Annotated in this window: 10 protein-coding genes; 6 read left to right on the plus strand and 4 right to left on the minus strand. The window is 60.4% G+C overall.

Going from position 1 to position 13,151, the window contains the following annotated elements:
- Positions 1-1,052 (plus strand): calcium-binding protein (locus DBR24_RS12310; protein ID WP_146189025.1); only part of this gene is annotated, 1,052 nt, incomplete at its 5' end.
- A 201-nt stretch (positions 1,053-1,253) separates the two neighbouring features.
- Here DBR24_RS12310 and DBR24_RS12315 read toward each other — a convergent pair.
- Positions 1,254-4,145: a ribonucleoside-diphosphate reductase subunit alpha gene (locus DBR24_RS12315; protein ID WP_123466946.1), complete on the minus strand. Its 2,892-nt coding sequence runs from the start codon at positions 4,143-4,145 to the stop codon at positions 1,254-1,256.
- An 877-nt stretch (positions 4,146-5,022) separates the two neighbouring features.
- On the opposite strand from DBR24_RS12315, the gene DBR24_RS12320 reads away from it, so the two are divergent.
- The gene (locus tag DBR24_RS12320) at positions 5,023-5,745 is read left to right on the plus strand and encodes a response regulator (RefSeq protein ID WP_128614891.1); all 723 of its coding nucleotides are present in this window, start codon (positions 5,023-5,025) and stop codon (positions 5,743-5,745) included.
- Entirely contained in the window at positions 5,742-7,352 is a 1,611-nt protein-coding gene (locus DBR24_RS12325; protein WP_128614892.1) for an ATP-binding protein, read from the plus strand. The genes DBR24_RS12320 and DBR24_RS12325 overlap by 4 nt, the downstream gene beginning before the upstream one ends.
- Positions 7,353-7,473: 121 nt before the next feature.
- On the opposite strand, the gene DBR24_RS12330 is transcribed toward DBR24_RS12325, so the two are convergent.
- Together DBR24_RS12330 and DBR24_RS12335 are read right to left on the minus strand one after the other, a co-directional pair.
- The gene (locus DBR24_RS12330) at positions 7,474-8,199 is read right to left on the minus strand and encodes a 4'-phosphopantetheinyl transferase (RefSeq protein WP_128614896.1); all 726 of its coding nucleotides are present in this window, start codon (positions 8,197-8,199) and stop codon (positions 7,474-7,476) included.
- A gap of 102 nt (positions 8,200-8,301) precedes the next feature.
- Positions 8,302-9,093 carry a dienelactone hydrolase family protein gene (locus DBR24_RS12335; RefSeq protein ID WP_128614893.1) on the minus strand — a complete coding sequence of 264 codons (792 nt, stop codon included), beginning with the start codon at positions 9,091-9,093 and terminating at the stop codon, positions 8,302-8,304.
- Positions 9,094-9,313: 220 nt separating this feature from the next.
- On the opposite strand from DBR24_RS12335, the gene DBR24_RS12340 reads away from it, so the two are divergent.
- Together DBR24_RS12340 and DBR24_RS12345 are read left to right on the plus strand one after the other, a co-directional pair.
- Positions 9,314-9,991: a response regulator transcription factor gene (locus DBR24_RS12340; RefSeq protein WP_128614894.1), complete on the plus strand. Its 678-nt coding sequence runs from the start codon at positions 9,314-9,316 to the stop codon at positions 9,989-9,991.
- The gene (locus DBR24_RS12345; protein ID WP_123466934.1) at positions 9,988-11,334 is read left to right on the plus strand and encodes an ATP-binding protein; all 1,347 of its coding nucleotides are present in this window, start codon (positions 9,988-9,990) and stop codon (positions 11,332-11,334) included. The genes DBR24_RS12340 and DBR24_RS12345 overlap by 4 nt, the downstream gene beginning before the upstream one ends.
- A 144-nt stretch (positions 11,335-11,478) precedes the next feature.
- Here the strand turns inward: DBR24_RS12345 and DBR24_RS12350 are convergent, their stop codons facing one another.
- Positions 11,479-12,477 (minus strand): AraC family transcriptional regulator, encoded by a 999-nt coding sequence (locus DBR24_RS12350; protein ID WP_123466933.1) that lies wholly within the window; start codon positions 12,475-12,477, stop codon positions 11,479-11,481.
- 350 nt (positions 12,478-12,827) lie between these two features.
- On the opposite strand from DBR24_RS12350, the gene DBR24_RS32035 reads away from it, so the two are divergent.
- Positions 12,828-13,151 (plus strand): cation:dicarboxylate symporter family transporter (locus tag DBR24_RS32035; RefSeq protein WP_256591426.1); only part of this gene is annotated, 324 nt, incomplete at its 3' end.

Raw genomic sequence — 13,151 nt, forward strand, 5'->3', positions numbered from 1 at the left:
ACTTTGATGGCGGCAACGCTCGCGACACCGTGAGCTTCGCCTTGGAAGGTTCAGCTATCACGCTGGATCTCACCAAGCCACTGACCGGCGCGGCGGCTGGCGACACCTACACCAATATCGAAAACTGGGAAGGCACGGCTTTCAACGATACGTTGATCGGCGGCGCCGGTTCCGAGACGTTTATCGGTGGCAAGGGTGCCGACTTCATCGACGGCGGTGCCGGCACCTCCGATGCCGCCTGGTACACGGGGAGTTCGGCGGCGGTACAGGTCGATCTGCTGGCAAACACTGCCACCGGCGGCGATGCCACCGGTGATGTCCTGGTCAATATCGAAGGGCTGCATGGTTCCGCGTTCAACGACACCCTGACAGGCAACGCCACCTGGAACGAGATCTATGGGGGTGAAGGCAACGACCTGGTCTATGGCGGCGATGGCGACGACGCGATTTACGGTGGCAAGTATGAGCCTTACTCCATCAATGGTCCTGATCGCAGCGGCGCTGCCGAGGCCGATCAATTGTTCGGGGGTAACGGTAACGACACCCTATTCAGCGCGAACAACGATATTGGCAGTGTCTTGCACGGTGATGCCGGTAACGACCAGGTCACCGTCTATGCAGGCACCGCCTACGGTGACGAGGGCAACGATATCCTGGAGGGCGTCGGCCCGGAGTATCAGCTGTTTGGTGGTGCCGGTGCTGACACCTTGATCCTGTCTGCCGGCGGTTATGCCTACGGCGGCGAGGGTGGCGACACTTACAAAGTGAATTCGTCGACCACGGTGCTGATCAAGGATGACGGGCTCTATGGCAATGACAAGGTCGAGTTGCAGAACATCAAGTCGTACGCCGATGTGATCATCAAGACCGATGGCACCAATGCCTACATCTTCAACGCGGTGGAGTGGAACGCCGGCAAGCAGAATAATGCGGTGATCCTCGCAGACTGGTATGCCGGTTCCAACACCATTGATACCTTTGTCACCAGCAATGGCGATACCTTCACCATTCCGGTGGTAGGGCAGGCAATGGCTGAGTCGTTTATGGTCTGACGCAGCACTGTAGAAACAACTGGCGGCGAAATCTGAACTTCAGGTTTCGCCGTTTTTTTTGTCCCCGGCTTTTTCCGGTCTGCCAGTCTCCGTGGGAGCTGGCGCAGGTGCAAAAGAAAACCCCCGACAAACCAGAAGTCTGTCGGGGGTTTCTTTTATCCGGAGAGCATCAGGCGTCTCGCAACGCCTGATTGGCTCAGCTTATTGGCAAGCTTCGCAGTCCGGCTCGTCGATCGCGCAAGCCTTTGGCACAGGTGCCGGACCGGCCGGAGCAGCCAGTACGGAGTCGTCGCCGTGGTTGCCGCCGCTGGAAACAGCGTTCAGCTTGCCGGTGTTGATGGTCGACTTCTCGGTGCTGGTCGCGGCCAGGGCGCGGAGGTAGTAGGTGGTTTTCAGACCACGGTACCAGGCCATGCGGTAGGTCACGTCGAGCTTCTTGCCCGAGGCGCCGGCGATGTACAGGTTCAGCGACTGGGCCTGGTCGATCCACTTCTGACGACGGCTGGCGGCGTCAACGATCCACTTGGTGTCCACTTCGAACGCGGTCGCGTAGAGCTCTTTGAGTTCTTGCGGGATGCGCTCGATCTGCTGAACCGAACCGTCGTAGTACTTCAGGTCGTTGATCATGACCGAGTCCCACAGACCGCGAGCCTTGAGGTCGCGAACCAGGTACGGGTTGATCACGGTGAATTCGCCCGACAGGTTCGATTTCACATACAGGTTCTGGTAGGTCGGTTCGATCGACTGCGAAACGCCAGTGATGTTGGCGATGGTCGCGGTCGGTGCGATGGCCATGATGTTGGAGTTGCGAATGCCTTTCTGTACACGGGCGCGAACCGGTGCCCAGTCCAGGGTTTCGTTCAGGTCAACGTCGATGTACTTCTGGCCACGCGCTTCGATCAGGATCTGTTGCGAATCCAGCGGCAGGATGCCTTTGGACCACAGCGAACCGTTGAAGGTCTCGTACGAGCCACGCTCGTCAGCCAGGTCGCAGGACGCCTGGATCGCGTAATAGCTGACCGCTTCCATCGACTTGTCGGCGAACTCGACGGCAGCGTCGGAACCGTAAGGGATGTGCTGCAGGTACAAGGCGTCCTGGAAGCCCATGATGCCCAGACCGACCGGACGGTGCTTGAAGTTGGAGTTCTTCGCTTGCGGCACCGAGTAGTAGTTGATGTCGATCACGTTGTCGAGCATGCGCACGGCCGTGTTCACGGTGCGTTGCAGCTTGGCGGTGTCCAGCTTGCCATCCACGATGTGGTTCGGCAGGTTGATCGAGCCCAGGTTGCAAACGGCGATCTCGTCCTTGTTGGTGTTCAAGGTGATCTCGGTGCACAGGTTCGAGCTGTGAACCACGCCAACGTGTTGCTGCGGGCTGCGCAGGTTGCACGGGTCTTTGAAAGTCAGCCATGGGTGGCCGGTTTCGAACAGCATGGACAGCATTTTGCGCCACAGGTCTTTGGCCTGGATGGTCTTGAACAGCTTGACCTTGCCCGGGTACTCGGTCAGCGCTTCGTAGTACTCGTAGCGCTCTTCGAAGGCTTTGCCGGTCAGGTCGTGCAGGTCCGGTACTTCCGATGGCGAGAACAGGGTCCACTTGCCGTCATCGAAGACGCGCTTCATGAACAGGTCAGGGATCCAGTTGGCGGTGTTCATGTCGTGGGTACGACGACGATCATCACCGGTGTTTTTACGCAGCTCGATGAACTCTTCGATGTCCATGTGCCAGGTTTCCAGGTAGGCACAGACAGCGCCTTTGCGCTTGCCACCCTGGTTAACGGCTACCGCGGTGTCGTTCACCACTTTCAGGAACGGAACCACGCCTTGCGATTTGCCGTTGGTGCCCTTGATGTACGAACCCAGTGCACGCACCGGCGTCCAGTCGTTGCCCAGGCCACCCGCGAATTTCGACAACATGGCGTTGTCGTGGATCGCGTGGTAGATGCCCGACAGGTCGTCCGGAACGGTGGTCAGGTAGCAGCTCGACAGCTGTGGACGCAGGGTGCCGGCGTTGAACAGGGTCGGGGTCGAAGCCATGTAGTCGAAGGACGACAGCAGGTTGTAGAACTCGATCGCACGGTCTTCTTTCTGCTTTTCTTCGATCGCCAGGCCCATGGCCACACGCATGAAGAAGATCTGCGGCAGTTCGAAACGCACGCCATCCTTGTGGATGAAGTAACGGTCGTACAGGGTCTGCAGGCCCAGGTAGGTGAATTGCTGATCGCGCTCGTGGTTGATTGCCTTGCCCAGTTTTTCCAGGTCGAAGGTGGCCAGCACAGGGTTCAGCAGTTCGAACTCGATACCTTTGGCGACGTAGGCCGGCAGTGCCTTGGCGTACAGGTCGGCCATTTCGTGGTGAGTGGCGCTTTCGGCAACACCGAGGAAGCCCAGGCCTTCGGCACGCAGGGTATCCATCAGCAGGCGGGCGGTCACGAACGAGTAGTTCGGCTCGCGTTCAACCAGCGTACGCGCGGTCATCACCAGGGCGGTGTTGACGTCGTTCAGGGCCACGCCGTCGTACAGGTTCTTCAGGGTTTCGCGCTGGATCAGATCGCCATCGACTTCTTCCAGACCTTCGCAGGCCTCGGTGACGATGGTGTTCAGACGACCCATGTCCAGAGGCGCAAGGCTACCGTCGGCGCGGGTGATGCGGATCGACGGGTGGGCCTGTACCGGCTCTTCGGTGGTGCGAACGGCGCGCTCCTTGGAGCGGGCATCACGGTAGATCACGTAGTCACGAGCGACTTTCTGCTCGCCGGCACGCATCAGGGCCAGTTCGACCTGGTCCTGGATTTCTTCGATGTGGATGGTGCCGCCCGATGGCATACGACGCTTGAAGGTCGCGGTGACCTGTTCAGTCAGGCGGGCAACGGTATCGTGGATTCGCGACGAAGCAGCAGCGGTGCCGCCCTCAACTGCGAGAAACGCTTTGGTGATAGCGACGGTGATCTTGTCATCGGTGTAAGGAACGACAGTGCCATTACGCTTGATCACGCGCAGTTGACCAGGCGCGGTGGCTGCCAGATCCGAAGTCGAATCGGCGGCCTGCGGCAAGGTGCCCTGCGGGTTCTCGCGAGTTGTGTCGGTTTGCATGGGGGGTGATCTCCACATTCTCTATGTTTGTTTGGGCACCATCATGGTGCTCACCGTTCTGGTCCGAAGCACTACAACCGACGGGCGTCGGGCATAACAACTTCGGACCAGTAGGAAAAAGGCTAATGACGCCGCATCCTTGCCGAAGTTTTTGGCTGCGAGCCAGGGCTCGAGCCGGATTCCTTCCAGGGTGACAGTCATGACTGCAACACCCGTACCGTTCCGGTCGTTTCCAACCTGAAAAACGATGCCATCCGCAAGTGCGGTTTGGGCTTTGAAAAACTTGCTTGGTTCAACCGGAAACTGGCAATAAAGCGCTTGAGTTTCAGGTCCGAAATGTGGTTGGGCGTTTAAGCGGAAAACCCTATATGTAGGGTCTATCCTTGCGCCGTGCTACAAGATAATGCGTTTCGAGGGGGCTTGCAACGTACTAACTGTGGATAAACCTGTGCGTAAATTGTGTAAGAAACACGGAATTCCCGTGTAGGCCGCGAACCTGCTGAGCTAGACCGTCTGTCACCGTTTTTTCCTTGGGAAAAACGCTTCAGCGGATTTTTAAGGGCGCGAACCCTATCACAAAAAACCGCCTTGTCCGAACGCATTTACCGACTTGTGTTCTGGCTGTACGCCGTTTATACAATCGGCCCACAAGTACGCATTCTTATCCTCCGAAAAGATGACAAAAAGACGGGGGACAGGATGTCAGTCAGTGACTGGCGCAGGGTTGCGGGAGCGGGCTTGCTCGCGAATGCGCTGTGTCATCGAGCCTCAATGTCGAGCGCGCCGTCGCCTTCGCGAGCAAGCCCGGTGCCACGGGGTATTGTGTTGAGTCAGGCGTACCTCCTTTATTAATAACAATGGAAAGCAGAGGTCAGCGGTGGAGCAACAAGCCTTTCAGGTATTGATCGTCGAGGATGACCAGCGTCTGGCCGAGTTGACGCGTGACTACCTGCAAGCCAATGGATTGCGTGTAGACATTGAAGGCAACGGGGCGCTGGCGGCGGCGCGGATCATCAGGGAGCAGCCGGATCTGGTGATCCTCGACCTGATGTTGCCGGGCGAGGATGGCCTGAGCATCTGCCGCAGAGTGCGCAGTCAGTACGACGGGCCGATTCTGATGCTCACCGCACGCACTGACGATGCCGATCAGATTCAGGGCCTCGACCTCGGTGCCGACGATTACGTGTGCAAACCGGTGCGCCCGCGCCTGTTGCTGGCGCGCATTCAGGCGTTGCTGCGCCGCAGTGACACACCGGAACCGGCCAGCGAGAAATCCCGGCGTCTGCAATTCGGCCCGCTGGTGGTCGACAACGCCTTGCGCGAAGCCTGGCTGAGCGACACCGGCATCGAGCTGACCAGCGCCGAATTCGACCTGCTCTGGCTGTTGGTGTCCAACGCCGGGCGCATCCTGTCACGGGAAGAAATCTTCACCGCCCTGCGTGGCATCGGCTACGACGGCCAGGACCGCTCGATCGACGTGCGCATCTCGCGCATCCGTCCGAAAATCGGCGACGACCCCGACCATCCACGGCTGATCAAGACCATTCGCAGCAAAGGCTACCTGTTCGTCCCTGAAGCCTGCGCAGACCTGCCGCTGTGAACTCGATCTTCCTGCGCATCTACGGTGGCATGTGCGCGGCGCTGATTCTGGTGGCGGTGCTCGGCGTGCTGGCGCTGAACCTGCTCAATCAGGTGCGCAGCGAGCAGTACCGCGAGCGTCTGGCCCACGGCACGTTTTCGTTGATGGCCGACAACCTGCAACCGATGAACGAAACCGAGCGGCATCGTGCCTTGCTGGTGTGGGAACGATTGCTCGGCATTCCGCTGGCACTGAAAAAGTTTGCCGAGACCGACCTCGATCTGGCTCAACGCACCCGCGTGCAACGCGGCCAGGCCCTGGTAGAACAGACCGGCCCACACGCGGCCAGGGTCTTCCGGCTGGTCAGTGACAAGGAACAGCTTGTGCTGGTGGGGGAAGTGCAGCAGATCAGCGAACAACTGGCCCGGGCGACGATTTACCTGCTGGCCGATGAACTGGTGCGCGTGCCGGTCGGCGAACAGCCCAGGCGTCTTGCGCAGATAAAGGAAGAGAAAGGCTTCGGCTTTGATCTGCGCCTGGTCACCGTGGAAGACGCCGACATGGACGAAGACCAGAGCCGCCGCGTCGCCGAGGGCGATACGGTGATGGCGCTGGGCAAGGGCGGCGATTCGATCCGGGTGTTCGCCGGCATGGTCGGCACGCCGTGGGTACTGGAAATCGGCCCGTTGTATCAGATGAATCCGTATCCGCCGCAATGGCTGGTGCTGATCGCGGCGCTCGGGCTGAGCCTGATCGGCCTGATCGTTTACCTGTTGGTGCGTCAGCTCGAACGCCGCTTGCGTGGCCTCGAAGCCGCCGCCACGCGGATCGCCAAGGGCAGTCTGGAAACCCGCGTGCCGGCGCGCGGCGCCGACTCGGTCGGGCGGCTGGCGTCAGCCTTCAACAAAATGGCCGAGCACTTGCAGCAGTTGCTGGCCATCCAGCGTGAACTGGTGCGGGCGGTGTCCCATGAACTGCGTACACCGGTGGCGCGCTTGCGCTTCGGTCTGGAAATGATCGGCTCGGCGACCACGCCGCAGGCGCTGGAAAAGTACCGCGAAGGCATGGACCACGATATCGAGGACCTCGATAAGCTGGTCGATGAAATGCTCACTTACGCACGCCTGGAACAGGGTTCGCCGGCGCTGACGTTCCAGCGCATTGATCTGGATGCGCTGGTCAATCAAGTCATCGAGGAACTGGCGCCGTTGCGTGCCGAAGTCACGGTGCAGCGGGGGTTGTGTCTGTCTGCTGCCGATAATGACGGGGCCTGGGTCGAGGCCGAGCCGCGTTATCTGCACCGGGCGCTGCAGAATCTGGTGAGCAACGCCATGCGCCATGCGCGTTCGAAGGTCACGGTGAGTTATCAGGTCGGGCAGTTGCGTTGTCGGGTCGATGTCGAGGATGACGGGCCAGGTGTGCCGGAGGTGGCGTGGGAGCGAATTTTCACGCCGTTCCTGCGCCTGGATGACAGCCGGACGCGAGCGTCGGGCGGGCACGGTCTGGGGTTGTCGATCGTGCGCCGGATCATCCATTGGCATGACGGCCGGGCGATCATTGGCAAGAGCAAGAGTCTGGGAGGGGCGTGTTTCAGCCTGAGCTGGCCGAGGAATCAGGAGCGACGTTGAGTATTTGTGATGGTTTTGCTGGCCCCGTCGCTGGCAAGGCAGCTTCCACAGGGCTTGCGCACGCCCGGAGCCTGGGGGAGCGGGCCGGCCGGCAATGGGGTCCTGAGCGGCGATAAAGATTTCAGGCAGGGATGCTCACCAGACTCAACAACTGCCCCTCCTGCACCCCAAATTGCGCCTCCAGCTCAGTGCCATGACGCCATTCTGCGGACAGATCGGTCAGCAGCCGCAGCCGCACGTGACCTTGCGCCGTCCACTCCAGCACTTCAGCGTGCTCGAAATAGAAACGCTGTTGCACGATCGGATACAGCGCCTTGAACAGGCTTTCTTTCACCGAAAAAGTCAGCGTCACGCACAGGCCCAACTGCTCTGGCGAGCCGGCGGCCATGCGCTGCAATTCCGCCGGCGTGAGGATTTCTCCGGCGAGGCGTTCGGCGCGCTCGCTGTCGAGCAGGTTTTCCAGGTCCATGCCCAGGCCGCGCCAGTGCTGTTTGTTGGCGACTATCGCCGCCGCACGCCCGGTGCTGTGGGTGATCGAGCCGCAGATGTGCGGCGGCCACACGGGTGCGCGATCTTCGCCAATCGGCGGGACAACCCCTGCGCCTTGCAGTTGTTGCAGCGCCGCACGGGCGCAGATACGCCCGGCCAGAAACTCGGCCTGACGCTTGGCGACCGAACGCTGAATGCTCGGCGGCGGCACGACGGCGCTGCGCTGGAAGTCATCCCCGAGCAGTTGCGCCGGGTCGAAATGGGTGCTGAGCAGGACGGTGTCGGGCAAGACGTTTGGCAACGGCCAGTGGGCGTCGAGCGGGGTGCAGCAGGCGGGAAGGATCGGGCTGACATTCATGGCGGGCATTTTGCCGGTTGATGTCGATGCTGGGTAGTAGGTCATGCTGTTTTGGCGAGGGAGCATGCTCCCTCGCGCCACAGGTCATCCTGCAGCGTTTGATCAACTGAAGATTTTCTGGAAGAACGCCTTCATGTCCGCCCAGGATTTTTCATCGGCGGCCTTGTTGTAGCCGATATCCGGGCCACCGTGTTCGCCGTGGCTCAAGCGGTCGGCATCCGGATTGGTGAAACCATGTTTGGCGCCGTTGAGGCTGACGAACGTGTAGTCGGCACCAGCGTTGTCCATTTCCGCCTTGAACGCGGTGACGTTGTCGGCGCTGACCATGCTGTCCAGCGCGCCATGTTCGACCAGAATCTTCGCTCTCACACTGCCGGGCGTGGCCGGGGTCGTGGTTGCCAGTGCACCATGGAAACTCACCACACCTGCCAGCGGCACACCCTGGCGCGCAGCGTTCAGGACCACACCACCGCCGAAGCAATAGCCGATGGCGGCGATTTTATTAATGTCGGTCTGCGGCTGTTTTTTCAGCAGATCCAGTCCGGCCTCGAAACGCTTGCTCGCAGCGGCCGCGTCCTGGGTCGCGGCCTGCATGAACGCCATCGCATCCTTCGGGTGCTCGGTGTTCTTGCCTTCGCCGTACATGTCGATCGCCAGTGCGCTGTAACCCAGCCCGGCGAGGTCGCGGGCGCGGCGCTTGGCGTAATCGTTCAGGCCCCACCATTCATGCACCACCACCACGCCCGGGCGCTTGCCCTTGATCGCGTCGTCATAGGCGTAATAGCCGATCAGTTGTGTGCCGTCGGCGCTCTGGTAGGGAATCTCCTGAGTCTTGATCGCGGCGTTGGCCAGGCTGCTGACAGCGAGCAGGGTGAGTGCTAGGAACAGGCGCATGGTCGGTCTCCTTGTCGAAAGTGGTCAGGACAGCCTAGTCGATTTGATTCGGCGCCGGTTCAGAGAGTGTTCAGGGCAGGTACAGGGGCGGCTTGCTAACCTTGCACCCTACCGAACAGCAGTGAGAAAGTTGTTGCCTGTGCCGTCGCCTTCGCGAGCAGGTTCGCCCCCACAGGTAGGCTGTTGAAGTTGGAGCGTTTGATTTACCCGGGAGAGCGTTATGAAATTGTTGGTCGTCGAAGATGAAGCGCTGTTGCGTCATCACCTGCAAACCCGCCTCACGGAGAGCGGTCACGTGGTCGAGTCCGTGGCCAATGCCGAAGAGGCGCTGTACCAGACCGGACAGTTCAACTTCGATCTGGCGGTGATCGATCTGGGCTTGCCGGGCATGGGCGGTCTCGACCTGATTCGCCAGTTGCGCTCCGGCGGCAAGACCTTCCCGATCCTGATCCTCACCGCGCGCGGCAACTGGCAGGACAAGGTCGAAGGCCTCGCCGCCGGCGCCGACGACTATCTGGTCAAGCCGTTCCAGTTCGAAGAACTCGATGCGCGGCTGAATGCCCTGTTGCGCCGCTCCAGCGGGTTCACCCAATCGACCATCGTCGCCGGGCCGTTGTTGCTCGACCTGAATCGCAAACAGGCATCGCTGGATGAAGAGCCGCTGGCGTTGACGGCCTACGAATACCGCATCCTTGAATACCTGATGCGGCACCACCAGCAAGTGGTGCCCAAGGATCGCTTGATGGAGCAGCTTTATCCGGATGACGATGAGCGCGATCCGAATGTCATCGAAGTGCTGGTCGGCCGTTTGCGCCGCAAGCTCGAAGGCCCGGCCGGGTTCAAACCGATCGACACCGTGCGGGGTCTCGGCTACCTGTTCAATGAGCGCTGCACTTGATTCGTTCCCTTCGCGTTCGCTTGATGCTCGCCGCCGCCACGTTGGCGGTGTTGTTCATGCTGGCGTTGCTTCCGGCGATGCAAGGTGCGTTCAGTCTCGCGCTGCAGGATTCGATCGAGCAGCGTCTGGCTTCGGACGTCACCACGTTGATTTCCGCGGCGCGGGTCGAGAACGGTCGGCTGCTGATGCCCGATCAGTTGCCGGACGAGCGTTTCAACCTCACCGACTTCCGCTTGCTCGGCTACATCTACGACCGCGAAGGGCATCTGGTCTGGCGTTCGCGAGCCACCCAGGAAGAACAGATCAATTACAAACCGCGCTACGATGGACTCGGCAACGAGTTCGCGCGGATTCGCGAGACCAACGGTCAGGAATTCTTCGTCTATGACGTTGAAGTCAAACTGCTTGGCGGCAAAAACGCAGCGTTCAGCATCGTCGCCCTGCAACCGGTGCGCGAATACGAAACCACCCTCGAAGGCCTGCGCGAGAATCTCTATCTGGGTTTTGGCGCGGCGCTGCTGGTATTGCTGGTATTGCTCTGGATCGGCCTGTCCTGGGGCCTCAAGGCCTTGCGTCAGCTCAGCCAGGAACTCGATGAAATCGAAGGCGGCACTCGCGAAAGCCTGACTGAACAACACCCGCGCGAACTGTTGCGCCTGACCGGCTCGCTCAACCGTTTGCTGCTCAGCGAGCGGCAACAGCGCAGCCGCTATCGCGACTCCCTGGATGATCTGGCGCACAGCCTGAAAACCCCGTTGGCCGTGCTGCAAGGGGTCAGTGAAGACATGGCCCAGCGCCCCAAGGACCTCGATCAGGCCTGGGTCCTGCAAAGCCAGATCGAACGCATGAGCCAGCAGATCAGCTATCAACTGCAACGCGCCAGCCTGCGCAAAAGCGGTCTGGTGCGCCATCAGGTGCGGCTACAGCCGGTGTTGAAAAGCCTGTGCGACACCCTCGACAAGGTGTATCGCGACAAACGTGTGCGCGTGGCGTTTGATCTGCCGGAGCATTGTTATGTGCCGATCGAGCAGGGCGCTCTGCTGGAGATGATGGGTAACCTGCTGGAGAACGCCTATCGTCTGTGCCTGGGGGAAGTGCGCATCAGCGTGCGCGAGACCCTGGCCGGGGTCGAATTGTGCGTCGAGGACGATGGCCCGGGCGTGCCACCTGATCAGCGTGCGCGAATTCTCGAGCGTGGCGAGCGCCTGGATCGTCAGCATCCGGGGCAGGGCATCGGGCTGGCGGTGGTCAAGGACATCATCGAGAGTTACAACGCCAAACTGATGCTGGGGGATTCGCCGATGGGCGGGGCGGCGTTCAGGATTCATTTTCCGGCGGTTTAGTCGCCGGCCTTTCGGGCGCCATCGCTGACAAGCCAGCTCCCACAGGTTTCGATGTCGTTCAAGGATTTTGTGTTCGGCTCGGACACTGTGGGAGCTGGCTTGCCAGCGATCAGGCCAGTCAAGGCGCCACAGGCTGCGAGCAGATCACTGCTCCTGCGCCCTATAAGCCCCAGGCGTCAGCCCCGTCCACTTCTTGAACGCCCGGTGAAACGCCGACGGCTCGGAAAACCCGAGCTGCTCGGCGATCTGTTGCAACGACAGATCCGCGCGGCCCAAATGGTAAATGGCGATATCCCGCCGCAACTGATCTTTCAGCGCCTGAAAACTGGTGCCTTCCTCACGTAAATGCCGGCGCAACGTCTGCGGGCTGATGTGCAGGTGCGCGGCCACCGCCTCCAGATCCGGCCAGCGCGCGCTGTCGCGGCTGAGCAAGCGGCGCAGGCGGCTGCTGAGGCTGTCGCCGTCGTCGGGGCGCGAGAGCAGGTCGGCGGGGGAGCGCTCGAGGAAATGCTTGAGGGTGCGTTCGTCCTGCAACAACGGCATGTGCAGGTAGCGGCTGTGAAAGACCAGACTGCTCTGCCCGGCGCCGAAGGTCGTGGGGCAGGGGAACAGCAACTCGTATTCCGCACCATGGGCGGGGCGCGGGTAGCTGAACGTGGCCTGTTCGAGGCGAATCCGTTGGCCGATCATCCAGCTGCCCAGGCGATGCCAGATCACCAGCAGGCTTTCGCTGAGAAAGTGATCCGGATCCCATAGCTGCGCATCATCGAGACTCAGGCGCACCCATTCGTCTTCACGGCGCAGGCTCAGGCGCGGGGCTTGCGGGAATAGGCTATAAAACAATAAACCGCGTTGCAGTGCCTTCTCCAGATTGCGGCAGTGAATCGAGGCATGGCACATCATGGCGAAACTGCCGGGTTTGCTGGGTGCATGGCCGAAACCGAGGTATTCGTCGTCCAGGGCCAGCCACAGGTTCTGGATCAACCGGGTGAATTGTTCCGGAGCTATGCGCGCGCGGGGTTCATCTAGCAATTCCGGGCTGATGCCCAGTTGCGACAGCAGGTTCGAATAATCGAAACCCAGGCGACGTGCGCCACCGAGGGCAGCACGGGCGAAATGACTGGCGATGGTGCGTTCGCGCATAAGCGGCAGATCCTTCCTCAGGCGCCGGATGGTAGCCGGGGCTTTCCATCGGCAACAAGGCGGATTTCCGCCAAATTGTAGGACGAGAGCCGGTGAGTTGGCGGAAATCCGCCATCCTTGAGTCACCGAACAGTGACACAGAAAAGCCTGTAAGTCCTGATATCAAAAGGCTTGCAGCGAATTGCACCAAGGTGGCACGGCGTTTGCGATAAAAGCGACAGAAGCGTGCGTTTTTCCCGTAGGAAAAGTGCCGCTCGAACAACAAATCCCTCCAGTGCAGGAGGGTTCGCAATTCAGGTTCTGCGCTCAACAGATGGATGTTGCCCGCGGGACGCTTGAGGACACTTGCAATGACGACTCGTCAGCCACTGTACAAATCCCTGTATTTCCAGGTGATCATCGCAATCATCATCGGTATTGCGCTCGGTCACTACTACCCGCAGTTCGGTGTCGCGGTAAAGCCACTGGGTGACGGGTTCATCAAACTGATCAAAATGATCATCGCCCCGATCATCTTCTGCACCGTGGTTTCCGGCATTGCCGGCATGCAGAACATGAAATCGGTCGGCAAGACCGGCGGTTACGCACTCCTGTATTTCGAAATCGTTTCGACCATCGCCCTGCTGGTCGGTCTGGTTGTGGTCAACATCGTGCAACCGGGCAACGGCATGCAC

Origin of the sequence: Pseudomonas sp. HMWF006, assembly GCF_003061205.1 — a bacterium.
GTDB classification, from domain to species: domain Bacteria; phylum Pseudomonadota; class Gammaproteobacteria; order Pseudomonadales; family Pseudomonadaceae; genus Aquipseudomonas; species Aquipseudomonas monsensis.

Coding starts and splice junctions, on each gene's coding strand:
- DBR24_RS12315 (WP_123466946.1), bottom strand. CDS start 4,145: ATGCAAACCGACACAACTCGCGAGAACCCGCAGGGCACCTTGCCGCAG.
- DBR24_RS12330 (WP_128614896.1), bottom strand. CDS start 8,199: ATGAATGTCAGCCCGATCCTTCCCGCCTGCTGCACCCCGCTCGACGCC.
- DBR24_RS12335 (WP_128614893.1), bottom strand. CDS start 9,093: ATGCGCCTGTTCCTAGCACTCACCCTGCTCGCTGTCAGCAGCCTGGCC.
- DBR24_RS12340 (WP_128614894.1), top strand. CDS start 9,314: ATGAAATTGTTGGTCGTCGAAGATGAAGCGCTGTTGCGTCATCACCTG.
- DBR24_RS12350 (WP_123466933.1), bottom strand. CDS start 12,477: ATGCGCGAACGCACCATCGCCAGTCATTTCGCCCGTGCTGCCCTCGGT.